The organism is Achromobacter sp. ISS7 (assembly GCF_056523125.1).
In genome coordinates, this window is sequence record NZ_JAWRZD010000001.1 from 838668 (window position 1) to 856194 (window position 17527).

Annotated in this window: 22 protein-coding genes; 17 read left to right on the top strand and 5 right to left on the bottom strand. The window is 68.2% G+C overall.

The window, feature by feature from the left end:
• Window positions 1-90 precede the first annotated feature (90 nt).
• The 3 genes from AC1HFW_RS03875 to AC1HFW_RS03885 all read left to right on the top strand — a co-directional run bounded on the left by AC1HFW_RS03875 (window position 91) and on the right by AC1HFW_RS03885 (window position 2251).
• A complete protein-coding gene (locus AC1HFW_RS03875) occupies window positions 91-954 on the top strand; it encodes a MurR/RpiR family transcriptional regulator (protein ID WP_006394081.1) in 864 nt (287 codons plus the stop codon).
• A gap of 205 nt (window positions 955-1159) precedes the next feature.
• On the top strand, window positions 1160-1414 hold the full coding sequence (locus tag AC1HFW_RS03880; RefSeq protein WP_061071761.1) for a hypothetical protein: 255 nt from the start codon (window positions 1160-1162) through the stop codon (window positions 1412-1414).
• A gap of 243 nt (window positions 1415-1657) precedes the next feature.
• A complete protein-coding gene (locus AC1HFW_RS03885) occupies window positions 1658-2251 on the top strand; it encodes a BPSL1445 family SYLF domain-containing lipoprotein (protein WP_006394083.1) in 594 nt (197 codons plus the stop codon).
• Window positions 2252-2352: 101 nt separating this feature from the next.
• Here AC1HFW_RS03885 and AC1HFW_RS03890 read toward each other — a convergent pair whose 3' ends face one another.
• Both AC1HFW_RS03890 and AC1HFW_RS03895 read right to left on the bottom strand, forming a co-directional pair.
• Window positions 2353-2586: a hypothetical protein gene (locus AC1HFW_RS03890; protein WP_006394084.1), complete on the bottom strand. Its 234-nt coding sequence runs from the start codon at window positions 2584-2586 to the stop codon at window positions 2353-2355.
• Between the two features lie 100 nt (window positions 2587-2686).
• On the bottom strand, window positions 2687-3157 hold the full coding sequence (locus tag AC1HFW_RS03895) for an Lrp/AsnC family transcriptional regulator (protein WP_006388018.1): 471 nt from the start codon (window positions 3155-3157) through the stop codon (window positions 2687-2689).
• A 160-nt stretch (window positions 3158-3317) separates the two neighbouring features.
• On the opposite strand from AC1HFW_RS03895, the gene AC1HFW_RS03900 reads away from it, so the two are divergent.
• The 5 genes from AC1HFW_RS03900 to AC1HFW_RS03920 all read left to right on the top strand — a co-directional run bounded on the left by AC1HFW_RS03900 (window position 3318) and on the right by AC1HFW_RS03920 (window position 6563).
• A complete protein-coding gene (locus AC1HFW_RS03900; protein ID WP_479281869.1) occupies window positions 3318-4229 on the top strand; it encodes a DMT family transporter in 912 nt (303 codons plus the stop codon).
• A gap of 42 nt (window positions 4230-4271) precedes the next feature.
• A complete protein-coding gene (locus AC1HFW_RS03905) occupies window positions 4272-4496 on the top strand; it encodes a hypothetical protein (protein WP_006394087.1) in 225 nt (74 codons plus the stop codon).
• 280 nt (window positions 4497-4776) lie between these two features.
• Window positions 4777-4989 carry a hypothetical protein gene (locus tag AC1HFW_RS03910; protein WP_006218759.1) on the top strand — a complete coding sequence of 71 codons (213 nt, stop codon included), beginning with the start codon at window positions 4777-4779 and terminating at the stop codon, window positions 4987-4989.
• Between the two features lie 149 nt (window positions 4990-5138).
• A complete protein-coding gene (locus AC1HFW_RS03915) occupies window positions 5139-6245 on the top strand; it encodes an AGE family epimerase/isomerase (RefSeq protein WP_479281871.1) in 1107 nt (368 codons plus the stop codon).
• A gap of 102 nt (window positions 6246-6347) precedes the next feature.
• Window positions 6348-6563: a hypothetical protein gene (locus tag AC1HFW_RS03920; RefSeq protein WP_006388022.1), complete on the top strand. Its 216-nt coding sequence runs from the start codon at window positions 6348-6350 to the stop codon at window positions 6561-6563.
• A 94-nt stretch (window positions 6564-6657) separates the two neighbouring features.
• Here AC1HFW_RS03920 and AC1HFW_RS03925 read toward each other — a convergent pair whose 3' ends face one another.
• The gene (locus AC1HFW_RS03925) at window positions 6658-7590 is read right to left on the bottom strand and encodes a LysR substrate-binding domain-containing protein (RefSeq protein WP_479281873.1); all 933 of its coding nucleotides are present in this window, start codon (window positions 7588-7590) and stop codon (window positions 6658-6660) included.
• A gap of 149 nt (window positions 7591-7739) precedes the next feature.
• Here AC1HFW_RS03925 and AC1HFW_RS03930 point away from each other — a divergent pair, with 149 nt between their 5' ends.
• The 8 genes from AC1HFW_RS03930 (at window position 7740) to AC1HFW_RS03965 (ending at window position 15113) form a co-directional block, all read left to right on the top strand.
• Window positions 7740-8729, top strand: a complete 990-nt coding sequence (locus AC1HFW_RS03930; RefSeq protein ID WP_479281875.1) for a Bug family tripartite tricarboxylate transporter substrate binding protein — start codon at window positions 7740-7742, stop codon at window positions 8727-8729.
• Window positions 8730-8731: 2 nt separating this feature from the next.
• On the top strand, window positions 8732-9610 hold the full coding sequence (locus tag AC1HFW_RS03935) for an N-formylglutamate amidohydrolase (RefSeq protein WP_116521432.1): 879 nt from the start codon (window positions 8732-8734) through the stop codon (window positions 9608-9610).
• A 147-nt stretch (window positions 9611-9757) separates the two neighbouring features.
• Window positions 9758-10078 (top strand): hypothetical protein, encoded by a 321-nt coding sequence (locus AC1HFW_RS03940; RefSeq protein WP_061071755.1) that lies wholly within the window; start codon window positions 9758-9760, stop codon window positions 10076-10078.
• Window positions 10079-10253: 175 nt separating this feature from the next.
• On the top strand, window positions 10254-11285 hold the full coding sequence (locus AC1HFW_RS03945; RefSeq protein WP_198484603.1) for an ABC transporter substrate-binding protein: 1032 nt from the start codon (window positions 10254-10256) through the stop codon (window positions 11283-11285).
• The gene (locus tag AC1HFW_RS03950; RefSeq protein ID WP_479281878.1) at window positions 11272-12291 is read left to right on the top strand and encodes an ABC transporter permease; all 1020 of its coding nucleotides are present in this window, start codon (window positions 11272-11274) and stop codon (window positions 12289-12291) included. Before AC1HFW_RS03945 ends, AC1HFW_RS03950 begins: the two co-directional genes overlap by 14 nt.
• A complete protein-coding gene (locus tag AC1HFW_RS03955) occupies window positions 12285-13082 on the top strand; it encodes an ABC transporter ATP-binding protein (RefSeq protein WP_479281880.1) in 798 nt (265 codons plus the stop codon). The genes AC1HFW_RS03950 and AC1HFW_RS03955 overlap by 7 nt, the downstream gene beginning before the upstream one ends.
• Window positions 13076-14512, top strand: a complete 1437-nt coding sequence (locus tag AC1HFW_RS03960; RefSeq protein ID WP_479281881.1) for a c-type cytochrome — start codon at window positions 13076-13078, stop codon at window positions 14510-14512. The genes AC1HFW_RS03955 and AC1HFW_RS03960 overlap by 7 nt, the downstream gene beginning before the upstream one ends.
• Window positions 14513-14582: 70 nt before the next feature.
• Window positions 14583-15113 (top strand): OsmC family protein, encoded by a 531-nt coding sequence (locus tag AC1HFW_RS03965; RefSeq protein ID WP_479281882.1) that lies wholly within the window; start codon window positions 14583-14585, stop codon window positions 15111-15113.
• A 73-nt stretch (window positions 15114-15186) separates the two neighbouring features.
• On the opposite strand, the gene AC1HFW_RS03970 is transcribed toward AC1HFW_RS03965, so the two are convergent.
• A complete protein-coding gene (locus AC1HFW_RS03970; protein WP_061071752.1) occupies window positions 15187-16029 on the bottom strand; it encodes a LysR family transcriptional regulator in 843 nt (280 codons plus the stop codon).
• Between the two features lie 108 nt (window positions 16030-16137).
• On the opposite strand from AC1HFW_RS03970, the gene AC1HFW_RS03975 reads away from it, so the two are divergent.
• Window positions 16138-17124, top strand: a complete 987-nt coding sequence (locus AC1HFW_RS03975) for a bile acid:sodium symporter family protein (protein ID WP_061071751.1) — start codon at window positions 16138-16140, stop codon at window positions 17122-17124.
• A gap of 4 nt (window positions 17125-17128) precedes the next feature.
• Here AC1HFW_RS03975 and AC1HFW_RS03980 read toward each other — a convergent pair whose 3' ends face one another.
• A complete protein-coding gene (locus tag AC1HFW_RS03980; protein ID WP_241075877.1) occupies window positions 17129-17509 on the bottom strand; it encodes a Rieske (2Fe-2S) protein in 381 nt (126 codons plus the stop codon).
• Window positions 17510-17527 lie beyond the last annotated feature (18 nt).

Genomic DNA, 17527 nt, shown 5'->3' on the forward strand with positions numbered 1-17527 from the left:
TCTGCAATGAACGTTGTTGAATTTGGGGTTATCACCTAGGACCGCCGCGAGGCCTTCCCGCGTGGTAACCGGGCCAGGGACCTTGCCATCATGAATCTGCATCAACGCATCGCCGCCTACGACCGGAAACTGACCAAGACCGAACGGCGCCTGGTCGAGGACATGCAGGCGCGCTACCCGCAGGGCCTGCTCGAGTCCGCGACCGCGCTGGCGCGCAAGGTCGGCACCAGCGCATCGACGGTGGTGCGCCTGCTGGCCAAGCTCGGCTACGACAGCTATGCCCAGGCGCAGATGCAGGCGCGCGCCGAACTCACGGCGTTGCTGGCCTCGCCGGGCGAGCGCGCCGACGCCGTCAGCGTCGACAATCCGTCGGCGCAGGCGTGCCTGCGCAATGCGCTGCTGCACGATCAGCACAACCTGGAGACGACCTTCGCCTCGATCGACGTGGCGGCGTTCGAGGCGGCGGTGCGGCTGCTGACGCAGCGCCGCGCGCGCGTGCACGTGCTGGGCTTGCGGCAGGCGGCGCCGCTGGCCAATCACATGGCGCTGTATCTCAACCTGTGCCTGCCCGACGTCAAGGCGATGGCCGCGTCGGGGCCGTTGTTCCTGGAAGACCAGCTGCTCTGGCTGGAGCCGCACGACGTGCTGCTGGCGTTCACCTTCCGGCGCTATTCGGTGGCGGCGGCCAATGCCGTCAAGGTGTTCCGCGAACGTGGCGGCAAGGTGGTGCTGGTCACCGATTCCGCCGCTGCGCCCGCGGCCGCGCAGGCACACCACGTGCTGCTGGCACGCACGTCGAGCGCATCGCCGTTCGATTCCCATGTGGCGGCGCTGTCGATCTGCAATGCGTTGCTGGCGGCGGTGGCGCTGCGCCGTAAAAAGGAACTGGCCGCGACGCTGGAACGCGGCGAGGCCTTGTGGGATTCGCAGTGGATCCATCCGCCGGCGCGTTGACGCCGCGCTTGGCATGCCGCGCGCCGCTTGGCGCGCAAGTCCTGAAATGCCCGGAATCGCCCCGAATTTTCGGGGTTTTCGTGTTTGTCCAGGTGCCTTCGCACCAGTCCATCTAGTACGCCATAACCCCTTGAAAACAAGGCTTTTCAAGGCGAATTATTTTTTCTATATTGCGGCCGGGTAAAGCAGATTCAGGAGCACAGGAATGAACCCGTGGCCGCAACGTCACATTGACGGCTTCGAAGTGATGTGTGAAGTGGTCAGTCTCGATGCCGGGGTGCTGGCGATAGAAATCAGCGTGTCGCGGCCCGGCGAGACCGACTTCCAGCAGCGTTGGTCGTTGCCGCGTTTCGTGACCTTCGTGGATGCCGGGGTTGCCCGGCGGCACGCGGAGCTGGTGTTGTCCGGCATCGTGTCGGTCGACCCGGCGACGGGCGAGCCGCGCTACGGCATTCTCTGACGCGTCGCGGTGGCAGGATGTCGATTGGCTTGCAGCCTGGTATCGAGACGCGGATTGGCATACCAAATGTTGCCGCGTATGGCGTGATGCATGTGCGTGGGGCGACCCCTCGCCACGGCGCATGGCGCAATTTCGCGGGATGGCAGCACGGTAGGTTTTGTTTCGTTTATCACAACATGTGCCTTGCGCCCCTGTCTGGGGCCGGTAGAGTGGTCAACGGATGACAACAAAAAGGAGAGTTCCATGTTCGACACTTTTCCTCGTTTCCGCCGCGTCGGCATGGCCGCCGCGACAATCAGCGTCGCCGGCCTGTTGTTCGCCGGTTGCACTACGACCTCGCCGCAGTCCAATGCCACGGCATCCGAGCAACGGCAATCCATCAACAGCGCGGCCAACGCGTCGCTGGGCAAGCTCTACCAGGCCGCGCCGCAGTCCAAGGACCTGGTCGCGCGCGCCAAGGGCGTGCTGATCTTCCCTGACGTGTTGAGCGGCAGCTTCTTCATCGGCGCGCAACACGGCAAGGGCGTGCTGCGCGTGGGCGGCGCCAATGCCGGCTACTACAGCACCACCGCGGGCTCGATTGGCTTCCAGGCCGGCGCCCAGTCCAAGGCGATGTTCGTGCTGTTCATGACGGACGAAGCCCTGAACAAGTTCCGCAACAGCAATGGCTGGACGGTGGGCGCGGACGCCACGGTGGCGGTGGTGAACATCGGCGCCAATGGCCGCATCGACACCAACACCGCGCAGCAGCCGGTGGTGGGCTTCGTGCTCAACAACGGCGGCCTGATGGCGGGCGTGTCGCTGGAAGGCACCAAGATCGCGAAGATCGATATGTAAGGACCATCGGTGCCCGGACCCTGGCGTCCGGGCCATTCCGATGCCTGATGAAAAAACGCCGCGGTGCAAGCCGCGGCGTTTTCTTTTCCGGGGTTGGCGCGTCAGCGCAGGATATCGTCGCCGTGATTGCGCACCGCGCTCTCGCGTTCGATCTCGGCGGCTTCGATTTTCGGATCCAGGCCGCGCCACCGCAGGATGCGGCCGCGTTCTTCGGCGGGTTCCCAACCCAGGATGCCGTAGCGCGTGATTTCGGTTTCGCCGGTGTCGAACGCCACTTCGAAGTAGCCCTGACGATCGGGTAGCGTGTTGCCGGGGAACCATTCGGTTTCAGGCATGGTGTGCTCCTTGCTAAGCGATGGAGGGACGCCGGCGCCGGCCGGAACCGGCGGCGGACATTTTCATTTTGGGCTGGCCGGCGCGATCCCGCAAGCGCCATCAACCAAGCGGCACCGCGGTGGTGTAGAGCACCTGCTTGAGCGCGAAGCTGGAGCGGATGCTGGCTACGCCGGGAATGCGCGTGATGTGTTCGACGATCAGCCGCTCGAGCGCATCGACGTCGGGCACCAGGGCGCGGATCAGGTAGTCGGCGTCGCCCGACATCAGATAGCACTCCATGATTTCCGGCAGCACGGCGATTTCGCGCTCGAACACGTCGAGCGCGGCCTTGCGCTGCTTGTCCAGCGAGATCTGGATGAACACGTTGACCTTCAGGCCGAGCTTGCGGGCGTTCAGCAGCGTGACGCGGCGGTCGATCAGGCCTTCGGTTTCCAGCCGCCGCACGCGCGCCAGGCAGGGCGAGGCCGACAGATTCACGCGCGCGGCCAGCTCGACATTGGTGAGCCGCGCGTCGCGCTGGAGTTCGTTGAGGATACGGATGTCGGTGGCATCCAGGTTGATATCCGGCATAAGCGACCTGTTATTGTGGAGAGAACCATGCACTTGTGCTGAGTATGCATGGTATGGCGGCAAATTGAGGTGAAATATGCTGGGGTTTACCCTATAGACTATTTCTTTCTTTGGCGAATCGGCCAAAGCACGGAATATTTGAGCGGTAGACGCGGTAGTAATGAGTCAGCAGAGTACGTTGCGCAAGTTCTTGCCCCTGGCCGGGGCGGTCATGATCTGGGGCGGCAACTGGCCCGTCATGAAACTGGGCCTAGCGCACATGAGCCCGTTGTGGCTGGCGGCCAGCCGGTTCGGCTCGGCCGCGTTGATCAGCGCGCTGGTGCTGGGGCTGCTGGGACGGTTGCGGCTGCCGACGCGCCAGGAATGGCCGCTGGTGGCGGGCGTGGCGCTGCTGCAGATGGGAGCGTTCACCGCACTGGCGCTGTGGGCGTTGCAGTACGTGGCGCCGGGGCGCGCGTCGGTAATCGCCTACGCCACGTCGATCTGGGTCATTCCGCTGTCGTCGCTGGTGCTCAAGGAACGGCTGTCGCCGGCGCAGTGGCTGGCCACCGCGCTCAGCTACGCCGGCATCGGCGTGATCGTGGCGCCGGCCTTCAGCCCGTGGCAGGCGCATACCGTCATCGGCCTGGTGATGCTGCTGGGCGCCTCGTTCGCCTGGGCCTGCAACATCATCCAGCTGCGCGGCAACCGCCACGTGCGCCTGGGCGCCGACATGATCCCGTGGCAGACCGCGATCGCCACCGTGCCGCTGGCCGCGCTGGCCTGGCTGCGTGACGGCGCCCCGACGTTCCTGGGCGTGCCCGACGCCTGGCCGGTGATCCTGTATACCGGGCCGTTGGCCACCGCGCTGACCTTCATCGTGGTGCTGGGCATGACGCAGAAGCTGCCGCCGGTGGCAACCTCGATCGCGATGCTGTGCGTGCCCGTCATCGGCCTGATCGTGTCGTCCGTGGTGTTCCATGAACACCTTTCGCCGGACCTGATGCTGGGCCTGGGATTGATCGCGCTGAGCGTGGCGGGGTCGGCCGCGGCGGCGCGGGTGAAGCGTCCCCTGGCGCTGCGGCCGTCGTAGGGGCGGCGTGCTATCGTTGTGGTATTGAACTGAGAGTCACGCATGGCATTGCATCGTTTCGAGAAAGGCGAACTGGGACATTGGCTGCGCATCGTTGCCGATAATTCGGAACCGGGCGCCGTCCAGACCACCGTGCCCGCGCACGTGGCAGAAGCCTTGCAGACGCTGCGCTGTATCGATCCCGGCCCCGATGGCGCCTGGCGGATCACTGAAAAGGGCAAGCTGGCGCTGCGCATGGAAGAGCCCGGCGCCATCCATCTGCGTTGATCCCGATTTCCACTGCAGGTTTGTGACGGCTGTCCACGCGTCACGAATTAGTGCATTTATTGCGAATGTCTGCGCGCGCGCCGAGGCTCATCCCGATGGGCTACGGGAATCTCCTGAGACGGTTTGTTCGATTTGGCAGCGTCCGGACGTATCGCCGGTAGCGTGTCGCCGGTAAGATGAACTTGCGTGACGGATTCAGGTCTATTCATTGCGCGGGAATTCTGCACCCGCTACGTCACGCGTGGTTCACGCGTTTAGGTAACCGACTGGGAGGTAGCACATGCAGCATCGTGACCAGGAAGTACTGATCGACGTTTCCACAGCGGCCATGGATACCGGCGGATATGGCGTATTGCTGACGGTAACGGCTGAGGGCGGCACCGAGGTGGATGCCGCGTTTTCCCACTTGGGCAACTGCGCTTCGTTGGACGAAGCACGCGATCGCGCGGAAATATTCGCGCAGAACTGGGTCGAGGAAAACATCTTCCGCTAGGCGCATCCGCGCTTGAAGGAAGCTGAACGGCTGTACCGGTCTGTGTGCGCATGACGCTCAGAATGGCATTCAAGAGATGGCGGCGGAAATTTCGGTTATCGTCGCTGCTTCAAAACAAATGGCTCTCATCGGGCCTGCGTCATTCCAAGATGACTGCCGCACAGACCAACTCCGCGCTGGCGGAGCACATCAACGCTTTTCACGCGCATTTCGACTCTGTCATCCTGCCCATGTGGATGGGGCGGGGCTTCAATGACGCCCTGGGTCTGCCTTTCGAATCCCTGGATGCCGCCACCGGCGAGCCGCTGCCGGCCGAGCGCTATCGCGCCATGGCCTGCGCGCGCCAGCTGTATGTGTATGCATGCGCGCCGGGCGCCGCCGCGGGCGCGCACGCCGATCGCCTGTTCGCCTCGTTGTGCCGCGTGTTCCGCGACGAGGAGCATGGCGGCTGGCGCTACAGCGTGGACGCCGACGGCCGCCCGCTCGACTCGACGCAGGACCTGTATACCCATGCCTTCATCGTGTTCGCCTGCGCCGCGTATTTCCGGCGTTCGCGCAACGCGCAGGCGCGCAAGCTGCTGCTGGCCACCGCGGAGACCATCGAGTCGCGCTTCAGGATGGCCGACGGGCGTTATCACGCCGCGCTGAGCCATGATTGGAGCGAGGCGCTGCGCGGGCCCGCGCAGAATCCGATGATGCACCTGACCGAGGCCTACCTGGCCGCGGCCCAGGTGGCCGAGCCGGCGTTGTTCGCGGCCCGCCTGCGCGGCCTGGCGCAGGTCATGAGCCAGGTGTTCCTGAGCGCGCCGACGCAGTGCATCGCCGAGCTGCCGCAGGGCACGCCGGGCAACCGCATCGAGCCGGGCCACCAGTTCGAATGGCTGGCGCTGGTGCGCGAGTCGGCCGAGGTGTTCGACGGACTCGATCTGCCGGAATCGCTGCCGCGCGGGGTGCACTGGGCCCGCGGCCATGGCGTGGACGCGGGCGGCGTGCTGGCCGCGCTGGATGAACGCGGCGCCGTGCTGGACGACACTCGCCGGATCTGGGCGCAGACCGAATACCTGCGGGTGCTGGCGGTGCTGGGCGACCTGCCGGCGTTGAACCAGGCGCTGGCGCATTTCCGCGCCCGTTTCCTGCATCCCGGCGGCTGGTACGAGTGCCTGGATCGTGACGGCGCGGTGGCGCGGGCGGACATGCCGTCGACTTCGCCTTACCACCTGGCAACCTGCCTGGCGGCCTTGCCGGCCGTTGTTTAATTGCGCCGTTAACAATTTTTTGTCTAACTGGGGACAGATTTAATAGAAAAACATTGGTGAAATCCCTTACAATTTGGTAACCAAGTTAGTGGGGAAGCATCAATGAGCGTTATGTGCTTGGCTTGCCAACGCATCAACCCCGGGTTGGCGGGCGTCGCCCCGCACTCGCATCTGGGGCATCAGGGATTCACCAACCCGACTCAGAAGGGCCGCGAGGAAAGCCGCGAGGACCATTTCCGCTGCCTGAACTGCGGCGCCAAGTGGCTGCGCGAGACGGACAAGTGGGGTGTGGATCTGGGTTTCAAGCTGGCGCCCTGAGGCGTCGGAACGCGCGGCCGCCAGGCCGCAATTGCCTGTCATATTCGGGCCCCGTGTCGGGGCCCGTTTTGTTTTGTAATGTTTTGTCGCGATTTCAGGCCGGTAGTGGGGTTGCGGCGTCGGGATCCTGTCCGGCGGTTTCGAGCAGCCACTGGCGGAAACAGGCCAGGGCGTAGTGGTCGCGCCGTTGCGGCGGGGCGCACAGGTGATAGCCGCGCGCGATGGCGATGCGCAGGTCGGGGAACGGGGCGGCCACACGGCCGGCCTGCAGGTCGTCCTGCACCAGGCAGCGCTGCAGCACCGCGATGCCCATGTCGGCCATGACCGCGCGCACCAGGATGCTGACCTGGTCGAAACCGTTGGCCAGCGTAAGGTTGTCGCGCCGTACGCCGGCGGCCTCGAACCAGCGGCCCCAGTTGTCCATGCCGTTGGCGTGGTACAGCAGCGGTTCGCCGAGCAGGCCGGCGGGGGTATGCCACAGGCCCGCGGCCCGGCGCGCGGCCAGCCGGGCCGGGCTGCAGATGGCGATCATTTCGCGGCCGATCACGTAGTCCGCCTGCCAGCCGGGCCATTGGCCGGCCACGCCCGAGAGGATGCTGGCGTCGGGCGTGGCGCCGGAGAAATCCTCGTTGCGGCGATAGGCCGCGAAACCCAGCTGGATATCGGGATGGCGCCGGTGGAAGTCGGGCAGGCGCGGCACCAGCCAGGCGCTGGCCAGGGTCGGCACGCTGGACAGCGTCAGCCGCAGGCGGCGGTCGTCGGCGCGCAACTCGGCGCTGAGCGCCTCGATGGCCTGCAGCGGCGCCATACCGCCTTCGTAGAGCTTGCGGCCGGTCTCGGTCAGGGTCAGCCTATGGGCGTTACGGCGCATCAGCGGCTGGCCGAAATGCGCTTCGAGCCGCGCGATGGCGCGGCTGACGGCGCCCTGGGTCACGCACAGGGTCTCGGCCGCCAGGGTGAAGCTGCCCAGGCGCGCCGCCGTCATGAAGGCGTGCAGCTCGGACATGGACGGCGAATGCAGGCGCATGGCGCGGCGGATTCCAGCAGGCCGCAGGCGCGGCCCTAGCATGAGCGTTGGTAATGAAGGCGTGCAATATAGTCGTTTGAAAGCGGATCGTAAAGTTCGGACACTGGCGGCCTCGCAGCTAGACCTGCACCTTTTTCCGGAGTCGCTCCATGTCCCGCCGCTTTTTCGGCTGTTCCGCGCGCATCGCGCTTGCCGGCGTCTGCGCCGCGCTGTCCTTCGCCGGCCCGGCGCACGCCGCCGACTATCCCGCCCGTCCCATCAAGCTGGTGGTGCCGTTCGCCGCGGGCGGCTCGACCGACATCGTGGCGCGCCTGGTGGCCGAGTACGCCGGCCGCGACCTGAAGCAGACCATCGTGGTCGAGAACAAGGCCGGCGCGGGCGGTTCGCTGGGCATGGAGCAGGTGGCGCGCTCGACCGCCGACGGCTACACCATCGGCATGGCGACGATGAGCACGCACGGCTCCAACCCGGCGGTCTATCGCAAGATGAACTACGACCCGCTCAAGGACTTCGAGCCGGTGGCCAACGTGCTGGCCGTGCCCAGCATCTTTGCGATCAATCCGCAGATCCCGGCCAGGAACATGGCCGAGTTCGTCGCCTTGGCCAAAGGCCAGGCGGACAAGTACAGCTTCGCCTCGCCGGGCGTGGGCTCGCTGGGCCACGTGAATATCGAGAACTTCATGATGCTGGCCGGCATCAAGCTGCTGCACGTGCCGTACCGCGGCGCGGGCCCGGCGCTCAATGACGTGATGGGCGGGCAGGTGGACGCCATCACCGACAACCTGTCCTCGACCCTGCCGCAGGTGCTGGGCGGCAAGCTGTGGCCGCTGGCGGTGCTGGGCGCCGAGCGCTCGCCGCTGCTGCCGGACGTGCCGACCTATATCGAGCTGGGCTATCCCGACATGGGCACCGGCGGCTGGTTCGGCCTGGTGGCGCCGGCCGGCACGCCGCCCGCCGTGGTCGAACGCCTGAACCAGGCGGTGCGCGCGGCGATGCAGGATCCGGAATTCCGCAAGAAGGCCGAGGACGTCGGTGGTACGCTGATGCCGACCACGCCGCAGGAATTCAAGGTCCAGATCGAACAGGCCCTGGCGCGCTACGCCAAAGTCGCCAAGGCCGCCAACATCCAGGCTGACTGACAATGACGAACGCCGATTTCCAAGCCGTTTCCGTGCATGCCCCGACCGCGCCAGCCTTGCCGCTGGTGTGCGATTCGCCGCACAGCGGCGAGCAGTACCCCGCCGACTTCGGCGCCGCGGCCAGCCTGGCGCAGCTGCGCCAGGGCGAGGACACGCACGTGGACGCCTTGTGGTCGGCGGCGCCGGGATTGGGCGCCACGCTGGTGGCGGCGCACTTTCCGCGTGTCTACATCGATCCCAACCGCACGCTGCGCGACCTCGATCCGGAGCTGCTGGCCGAGCCGTGGCCCGAGCCGCTCGATCCCGGCGAGAAGACGCGCCTGGGCAAGGGCCTGATCTGGCGCCGCATGGACAAGGCCACGCCGATCTATGACCGCAAGCTGACGCTGGCGGAAGTGCGGCATCGCATCCAGGCGTACTACGAGCCCTATCACGCGGCGCTGGCGCGGGCCATCGAAGGCGCGCAACGCGATTTCGGCGCGGTCTGGCACCTGAACCTGCACTCGATGCCGAACGATGCGTATGAGCGGCTGGGCCGCGAAAGCGCGCATCCGCTGGCGGACTTCGTGCTGGGCGATCGCGACGGCACCACCTGTGAGCCGGAATTCATCGCGCTGATCGAGACGGCGCTGCGCGACCGCGGCTACACGGTGGCGCGCAACGATCCCTACAAGGGCGTGCAGCTGATCGCGCAGATCGGCCAGCCGGCGTTGAACCGCCACAGCCTGCAGATCGAGATCCGCCGTCCGCTGTACATGGACGAGGTCACGCGCGAACGCAACGCGGGCTTCGAGCCGCTGCGCGCGGACCTGTCGCAGGTGCTGGCGCAGGTGGCGAAATATGTGCAGGCGCGCACGGCCGCCATATCGTCGACAAAATAGACTCGGTTGAATATTGTGTTGCTGCGCGGCCGCGATTGATGCGTATCAATCGCGGCCGCCGCGCATGCGCTTAAGTTTCCCGATGGCGGGCCGTTGTCGCTAACAACGAGCTGCGCCGCCGATTGGCGCGGCCTAAAGGAAACCGGTATGGCCGAGAAGATCATCAATGGTTTTTCCGTCGTGGCGTATGCGACGCAACCCGAGGGGCGCATCCCGGCGCGCGCCTTCCTGGAAACCCGACGGCTGCCGGCCAAGCGCGATGCCGCGGCCACGCCTGCCACCGAAGCCGGTCCGGATCCGGACGGCGAAGCGCGGGACGAGGCGGATGAACCGGAAAGCCTGGCGTTCGAGATTTTCGTGACGCGCCGTTTTCGCGGCGCGGTCGAAGCGATGTCGGCGGCGCGCAACGCGCTGGACCGCGTCAAGTCGGTGGACGAAGACGGCGTGCCGGATCACCTGCCCGACTGACGCGGCGCATGGAGCGGGGCGGCCGAGCGCGGCGGCCCCGGGACCCCACGGGCCTGGCGGCGCGGCCGCCGCCCATATTGTTATCCCCACTTTGTATTTGTCGAACGCCTGAGCACGGGCCGATGATGCCGCATGGCAAGCATCGCCATTCACAGTCTGCTCAAAAGGAAGGTTGATGAATACGAACGTCCAAACGCGCGCCAATCCGGCGCGCGGTATCTCGCGCCGCTCGTTGCTGCGCGCGGCAACCCTGGCCGGCCTGGCCGCGCCGCTCGGCATGCTGGGATCGCGGGTGCTGGCGGCCAATGGCGCGCCGCGCACCTACAAGATCGCCTGGAGCCAGACCGCGGTGTGCCAGTCACCGGTCTCGGTGGCGCTGGAGCGCGGCTTCTTCGACAAGTACAACCTCAAGGTCGAGCGGATCAATTTCAGCGGCTCCACCGACCAATTGCTCGAAGCCATCGCCACCGGCCATGCCGACGGCGGCATCGGCATGGCGCTGCGCTGGCTCAAGCCGCTGGAACAGGGCTTCGACGTCAAGCTGGCGGTGGGCACGCATGGCGGCTGCATGCGCCTCTTGACGTCGGCGGATTCGCCGGTCAAGAGCGTGCAGGACCTGAAGGGCCGCCGCGTCGCGGTGTCGGACCAGGCCAGCCCGGTGAAGAACTTCTTCGCGATCCGCGTGGCGCAGCTGGGCATCGATCCGGAGTCGGTGGACTGGCGCCAGTATCCGCAGGACCTGTTCGGCGAGGTGCTCAGAAAGGGCGAGGTCGATGCGATCGCGGGCGATGATCCGCTGATCTACACGCTGCGCGAGGACAACAAGCTGCGCGAGATCGCCACCAACATCGAGGGCGACTACGAGAACCGCACCTGCTGCGTGCTGGGCCTGCGCGGCGACCTGGTGCGCAATGATCCGGAGTCGGCGGCGGCCATCACGCGCGCGGTGATCGACGCGCAGCGCTGGACCGCGTCCAACCCCGACGAGACCGCGCGCATCTTCGCGCCGTACGTGCCGGGCAAGGTGCCGGCCGAGCGCGTGGCGGCGATCCTGCGCAGCCACAGCCATGGCCATGCGTCGACCGGCGCGGCGCTGCGCGACGAGATCGTGGGCTACGCCAAGGACCTGAAGACGATCAAGGTGCTGAACGCCAATCTCGACATCAACAAGTACGCGCAAGCGGTGGTGCCCAATGTCCTCGGCTGACGCGCTGGCGGTGGGCGCGTTGCGCGGCGCGCCCACCGCCGCGCACCCCTGGCGCCTGTGGAAGACCGGCGTGGTCGCGGCCGCGTTGTGGGCGGCGGTGGGCGCGCTGACGCTGCGCTGGCCGAATGTCGAGGTGGGTTTCGTGTCGTGGGGTTATACGCGGGAATTCGGCATCGCGGCGCTGGTGCTGGCGGCCTTGCTGCTGCTGGCGGCGGTGGCCGGCGCGGACCGGCGCCGGCCGCTGCGGGCGCTGTATCGCGGCGGGCCGTGGCTGGTGCTGCTGGCGCTGGCGGTGGGGGCGTGGGAGATCGCCACGGCCAAGCTGGCATTGCTGCCCAGCCCGTTCTTCGCGCCGCCGCAGTCGCTGATCGAGGTCTACGTGACCGACTACAAGCGGCTGGCGGACAGCCTGGGCAATTCGCTGTGGCTGCTGTTCAACGGCTTCGGCCTGGGCGCGGCGGCGGGTTTCCTGACGGGCGTGGCGATCGGCTGGTCGCGCGGCCTGGGGTACTGGGTGCATCCGGTGCTGCGGTTCCTGGGGCCGGTGCCGTCGACGGCGCTGCTGCCGATGGCGTTCTTCTTCTTTCCGTCGGGCTGGTCGGCGGCGGTGTTCCTGATCGCGCTGGCGACGTGGTTCCCGGTCACGGTGTTGACGTGGTCGGGCGTGGCCGGCGTCAACCGCGCCTATTACGACGTGGCGCGGACCCTGGGCGCGAGCGAGTGGTTCCTGGTGCTGCGGGTGGCGATTCCGGCGGCGTTGCCGCAGGTGTTCGTCGGCCTGTTCATGGGCCTGGGCGCGTCGTTCTCCGTGCTGGTGGCGGCCGAGATGATGGGCGTCAAATCCGGGTTGGGCTGGTATCTGTCGTGGGCGCAGGGCTGGGCGTCGTACGCCAATATGTACGGCGCGCTGATCGTGATGGCGCTGGTGTTCTCGGGCCTGATCACCTTGCTGTTCGTGGGCCGCGACCGCCTGCTGGCCTGGCAGAAGGGAGTGGTGAAATGGTAGCGGTGGCGCAAGGCGCGGGAACGGCGGACGCGGCGCGCGGCGCGGCGCTGGCGGTGCGGGGCGTGAATCACCGCTTCGACCTGGACGGCGCGGCGTTGCCGGTGCTGGACGATATCGACCTGGAGGTGCGGCCCGGCGAATTCGTCGCGCTGCTGGGCCCCAGCGGCTGCGGCAAGTCGACCCTGCTGCGGCTGGTGGCGGGGCTGGAGCCGCCGGCGCAGGGCGACCTGCTGGCCGATGGCGAACCGATCGACGGGCCGTCGCCGTCGCGCATCGTGGTGTTCCAGGATCCGACGCTGTATCCCTGGCGCACGGTGTGGCACAACGTGGCGCTGGGCCTGCAGGCGCGCGGGCTGCTCAAGACCGAGCGCGGACGCGTCGACGACGCGTTGCAGCGTGTCGGGCTGACGGCGTTCGGCGCGGCCTATCCGCACCAGCTGTCGGGCGGCATGGCGCAGCGGGCCGCGTTGGCGCGCGCGCTGGTCAACGATCCGCGCATCCTGATCCTGGACGAGCCGCTGGGCAAGCTCGATTCGCTGACGCGAATCGCGATGCAGTCCGAACTGGTGGAACTGTGGCAGCGCAGTGGCTTCACGGCCTTGCTGGTGACGCACGACGTGGAGGAGGCGCTCTTCATGGCGTCGCGCATCATCGTGCTGAGCGAGCGGCCGGCGCGCATCAAGGACGAGATCGTCAATGACCTGCCGTATCCGCGCCATCGCGGCGATCCGCGCCTGGCCGAGCTGCGGCGCCGCGCGCTGGCGCTGTTGGGACTGGATGCGACGTGGTGAGCAACGCGGGGTTGGCGCTGGCTGTCGCGGTGGCGCCGGCCGGCATGCTGGCGTGCCTGGCCGCCGCGCGCCGGCGCCCCGACGGCCAGGCGATCGCGGTCGGGCTGCCGTTGCCGGCGCTGGCGGCGCTGTCCCTGGCGGCCGCGATTGGCGTGGTGGCGCTGGGCTGGCAGCGCACGCTGGGGGCGCCAGGGCTGTTGGGGTCTCGGCTTGGACACCTGGCGTTGGCCGCGGCGGCGGTGTTGGGGTTGGCGGGGCTGGCGGCCGCCTGGCTGCATAGCCGCGCGCCGGAACGCGCGGCGCGGGCCGGGTGGCGCCGGGCCGGCGCCATGCTGTTGGGCGCGCTGGCGCTGCTGGCGGCATTGCTGGCGGTGGCGATCGCCTGGCAGCCGGACGAAGCGCTGGCGATCGCGCATTGGCCGTTCGCGTGGCGCTACGACGCCGGCCTGCCGGTCAGCGGCCATACCTGGCGCCGCCTGTGGCTGGCGTTGGGATTGACGCTGGTGGCGCTGGCGTTGCTGACCGCGGCACTGTTCGCGCGGCGTGGCCGGCTGGTGCTGTTGACGGCCGCCGCGGGATTGCTGGCCAGCGCCAGTTGGCCGGCGCCGCGGTTGCTGCTGACGGAGGCGACGCACACGTCCTACCAGCGTTCGCCACTGCTGTTTTCGGATGACAACCTGCTGCGGGGCGCGCGCCTGTACCAGGCGCATTGCGCCGCCTGCCACGGGGCGCGGGCGGATGGCCGTGGCGTGCTTGCCGCCGGGCTGCCCGCCTGGCCCAGCGTGCTGGGGGCGGCGCTGTTCGACAACCGCCTGGAGGGCGAGCTGTATGCGCGCCTGGCGCGCGAGGGCGCGACGCACGGCGGCGCGGCCGCGCGGGCGCCAGGCGAGGCGCTGTCGCCGGACCAGGTCTGGCTGGTGCTGGACTATTTGCGGGTGCAGGCCTATGGCGCCAGCGGCGGCACGGGCATGCCGGCGATTCCGGCGCCGGTGGTGGCGCTGGCCTGTCGCGACGGGCGCGCGGCCACGTTGTCCGGGCTGCGCGGCCTGCCGGTGCGGGTGGCGGCCTTCAGTCCGGGCGCGCCGCCGGAACCCCAGGATCCACGGCTGCTGACCGTTGCATTGACGCGCGGCGGCGCGCTGGCGGCGGACGCCGATTGCGTGGCGGCGGACGAGGCGGCATGGGAGGCCTATGCGCTGGCCGCGGGCGTGGCGCCGGCCGAGCTGGCGGGCGCGCAGTTCATGGTGGACCGGCGCGGCTGGCTGCGGGCGCGGCGGCTGCCGGGCGCGGCGCCGGCCTGGACCAGCGCGGACAACGTCTGCGGCCCGGGCGGGCGCATGGAGAACACCTCGGCGCAAGGGCTGGGCGCGTTGTTGCTGGCGATGGACCGTGCCCCCATCGAGATTCCGGATACGCGGCGCAGGCAGTGACGCGCCATCGCGCGGCGTGGCGGCCGGGCACCTTTTTTCCTTTCCCTTTCACAAACGCGAGGCAGGCAAGATGAGTACCTTGAATGAATACCTGGGCCAGAAGCGCGAGGCGGTGCTGGCGCGCAATGCGCGTGATCCGGGCACGGTGACGCCGGTGAAGCTGCGCGCGCATGTCAGCGCCGAGGGGCGCAGCGGCGTGCGCCGCATCCGCATCCGCGACCATCAGGTGGTGAGCGACAGCCCGGCGGATTTCGCCGGCTACGACCTGGGGCCGAGTTCGCCGGAACTGCTGCTGGGATCGCTGGGCAGCTGCCTGACGCACATCTTCCTGATCAAGGCGGCCGAATTGGAATTGCCGCTGGAATCGCTGGAAGTCGAGATCGAAGGCGACCTGGATCCGCGCGGCGGCAAGCCGGGCTACGAGAAGGTGCCGTTCTTCCCGCACAACATCCGCTATACGGCGCACATCGTGTCGCCGGCCGACCCGCAGGCGGTGCGGGCGGTGCACGAGGCGGTGGAGCAGTGGTGCCCGATCCTCAACCTGCTCAAGCAGCCGCAGCCGCTGGAAGGCAGCGTGCGGCATACGCGGACGGGGGCGTGAGCGGCGGCCGCCGTGCGCGCTGGGCGGGGCGGCCCGTCGGCCGGGCCGACGCGCCTGGCCGACGGGGAAGGGTTCAGGTCAGCGAGCTGCGCATCAGGATCTCGGTCAGCGCCTGGGTGGGCTGGTTGGGCGTGGGCGCCGAGATGACGATGAACTCCACCTGCGGCAGCGCCGGCAGGGCCAGCGCGCCGGCCGGCGCCGCCAGGCCGGTGGTGGAAAGGTGCGAGGGCTGCACGGTGATGCCCAGGCCGGCGCGGGCGGCCGCCTGGCAGCCGGCGTAGCTGGTGCTGGTGCAGACGATCTGCCAGTTGCGGCCGGCACGCGCCAGCGCATCCAGCGCCAGGGTGCGGGTGACGCTGGGTTCGCGCAGCAGGATCAGCGGCAGCGGCGCGTCGGGCGCCAGGCGCAGCCCTTCCTTGGCGCGCCACAGCAACGCCTCTTTGTGCAGGGTCTGGCCGCGGCGGTCGCCGCGGCGGCGCTTGCCGATCATCACGTCCAGGCCGTTGTCGTCGAGCAGGCGGTAGAGGTCGCTGGTGACGCCGATGGTGATGTCCAGCTCCACTTCGGGATGCGCCTGGCGGAATGCGGCCAGCACGTCGGGCAACGGCCCCATCGCCAGGTCGTCGGAGGTGCCGAGCCGCACGCGGCCGCGCAGCCGCGGGGCGTCGAACAGCCGCTCGGCGCGTTCGTGCGCGTCAAGGATGATCTCGGCGTGCACCAGCAGGCTGCGGCCGTCGCTGGTCAGGGCCAGCGAATGGGTGTCGCGCAGGAACAGGCGGCGGTTCAGGGCCTGTTCCAGCTGGCGGATGTGCTCACTGACGGTGGGCTGGGTCAGGCCCAGGCGGCGCGCGGTCTCGCTGAAGCTGGGCGAGGCGGCGGCCGTGGCGAAGGTCTTGAGCCAGAGCGGATTGAGCATGGCGGCCTGCCTATAGGGAATTCCAATAGCAGTTACAGTAACCAGTGGTCTTCACGATAGCAAGCGGCGCGCCTATAGTGACCGCGACCTTCCTGGAAACCCCTCGCCATGCGCCGCTTCCTGCCCGACCAGTTCACCCTCATCCTGATTGCCACCGTGGCCTTCGCCAGCTTTTTCCCCGCCGTGGGCAAGGGCGCGTCGTTCATGCTGGTGGCCAGCAACCTGGCGATATCGCTGCTGTTCTTCCTGCACGGCGCGCGCCTGTCGACCGATGCGATCGTGGCCGGCGTCAAGGACGTGCGGCTGCATGCGCTGATCCTGGGCTGCACCTTCATCCTGTTCCCGGCGCTGGGGCTGGCGCTGCGGGCCGCGTTTCCCGGGCTGCTGACGCCGGCGCTGTGGCTGGGCGTGATCTTCGTGTGCACGCTGTCGTCGACGGTGCAGTCGTCGATCGCCTTCACCTCGATGGCGCGCGGCAACGTGCCGGGCGCCATCTGCGCGGCGACCGCCTCGAACCTGCTGGGCACGGTGCTGACGCCGCTGCTGGTGGCGGTGCTGCTGCATCGCCAGGGGGGCGGCCACGGCCTGGCCGACGCCGGCCGCATCCTGCTGCAATTGCTGCTGCCGTTCGCGGTGGGCAGCCTGTTGCGGCCGTGGATCGGCGCCTGGGCGCAGCGCAACAGCCGCATCCTGTCGAAGGTGGATCGCAGTTCGATCCTGCTGGCGGTCTATACCGCGTTCAGCGAAGCGGTGGCGCAGGGCATCTGGCACGCGTTCCCGGCGATCGACCTGGCGACCATGGTGCTGGTCAATGCGCTGCTGCTGGGGGCGGTGCTGCTGATCACCACCTGGGGCAGCCGCAAGCTCGGGCTGTCCAAGGAAAACGAGATCACGCTGGTGTTCTGCGGGTCGAAGAAGTCGCTGGCGTCCGGCATTCCGCTGGCCACGGTGCTGTTCGGCACCTCGCAGATGGGCATCGTGGTGCTGCCGCTGATGATCTTCCACCAGATGCAGCTGATGGTCTGCGCGGTGCTGGCGCGGCGCTATGCTGATCGCGCCGAGCCGGCGCAGGCGGCCGCGCCGGCCCGCGCCTGAGGCCTCAGACGGCCAGCGGCTGGATCTTGCCGCTGGGCTGCCAGTAGACGGCGCCGTCGCGCTCCTGCACCGTCAGCACCGTGAGGCGGCCGTTCTTACAGGGGCCGCCCACGCACAGGCCGGTATCGGGCTGGTAGGTGGCGCCGTGGCGGGCGCACATGATCAGGTCGCCGGCGCGGGTGAAGAAACTGCCTTCCCAATCGAGTTCGACGCCCACGTGCGCGCAGCGATTCAGATAGCCATGGACCTGGTCCTGGTAACGCACGAAGAACGCCGTGGTCTGACCCGCGCTGTCGGAGACCGGCACTTTGACGCCCAGCCCGCCATTGACCAGGTCGGTGGCGGCGCAGACGCGGACTTCGGGAGCGATACGGGAATCCTGCATGGAAGGCCTTGGAATCAA

Coding starts and splice junctions, on each gene's coding strand:
- AC1HFW_RS03875 (WP_006394081.1), top strand. CDS start 91: ATGAATCTGCATCAACGCATCGCCGCCTACGACCGGAAACTGACCAAG.
- AC1HFW_RS03880 (WP_061071761.1), top strand. CDS start 1,160: ATGAACCCGTGGCCGCAACGTCACATTGACGGCTTCGAAGTGATGTGT.
- AC1HFW_RS03885 (WP_006394083.1), top strand. CDS start 1,658: ATGTTCGACACTTTTCCTCGTTTCCGCCGCGTCGGCATGGCCGCCGCG.
- AC1HFW_RS03890 (WP_006394084.1), bottom strand. CDS start 2,586: ATGCCTGAAACCGAATGGTTCCCCGGCAACACGCTACCCGATCGTCAG.
- AC1HFW_RS03895 (WP_006388018.1), bottom strand. CDS start 3,157: ATGCCGGATATCAACCTGGATGCCACCGACATCCGTATCCTCAACGAA.
- AC1HFW_RS03900 (WP_479281869.1), top strand. CDS start 3,318: ATGAGTCAGCAGAGTACGTTGCGCAAGTTCTTGCCCCTGGCCGGGGCG.
- AC1HFW_RS03905 (WP_006394087.1), top strand. CDS start 4,272: ATGGCATTGCATCGTTTCGAGAAAGGCGAACTGGGACATTGGCTGCGC.
- AC1HFW_RS03910 (WP_006218759.1), top strand. CDS start 4,777: ATGCAGCATCGTGACCAGGAAGTACTGATCGACGTTTCCACAGCGGCC.
- AC1HFW_RS03915 (WP_479281871.1), top strand. CDS start 5,139: ATGACTGCCGCACAGACCAACTCCGCGCTGGCGGAGCACATCAACGCT.
- AC1HFW_RS03920 (WP_006388022.1), top strand. CDS start 6,348: ATGAGCGTTATGTGCTTGGCTTGCCAACGCATCAACCCCGGGTTGGCG.
- AC1HFW_RS03925 (WP_479281873.1), bottom strand. CDS start 7,590: ATGCGCCTGCATTCGCCGTCCATGTCCGAGCTGCACGCCTTCATGACG.
- AC1HFW_RS03930 (WP_479281875.1), top strand. CDS start 7,740: ATGTCCCGCCGCTTTTTCGGCTGTTCCGCGCGCATCGCGCTTGCCGGC.
- AC1HFW_RS03935 (WP_116521432.1), top strand. CDS start 8,732: ATGACGAACGCCGATTTCCAAGCCGTTTCCGTGCATGCCCCGACCGCG.
- AC1HFW_RS03940 (WP_061071755.1), top strand. CDS start 9,758: ATGGCCGAGAAGATCATCAATGGTTTTTCCGTCGTGGCGTATGCGACG.
- AC1HFW_RS03945 (WP_198484603.1), top strand. CDS start 10,254: ATGAATACGAACGTCCAAACGCGCGCCAATCCGGCGCGCGGTATCTCG.
- AC1HFW_RS03950 (WP_479281878.1), top strand. CDS start 11,272: ATGTCCTCGGCTGACGCGCTGGCGGTGGGCGCGTTGCGCGGCGCGCCC.
- AC1HFW_RS03955 (WP_479281880.1), top strand. CDS start 12,285: ATGGTAGCGGTGGCGCAAGGCGCGGGAACGGCGGACGCGGCGCGCGGC.
- AC1HFW_RS03965 (WP_479281882.1), top strand. CDS start 14,583: ATGAGTACCTTGAATGAATACCTGGGCCAGAAGCGCGAGGCGGTGCTG.
- AC1HFW_RS03970 (WP_061071752.1), bottom strand. CDS start 16,029: ATGCTCAATCCGCTCTGGCTCAAGACCTTCGCCACGGCCGCCGCCTCG.
- AC1HFW_RS03975 (WP_061071751.1), top strand. CDS start 16,138: ATGCGCCGCTTCCTGCCCGACCAGTTCACCCTCATCCTGATTGCCACC.
- AC1HFW_RS03980 (WP_241075877.1), bottom strand. CDS start 17,509: ATGCAGGATTCCCGTATCGCTCCCGAAGTCCGCGTCTGCGCCGCCACC.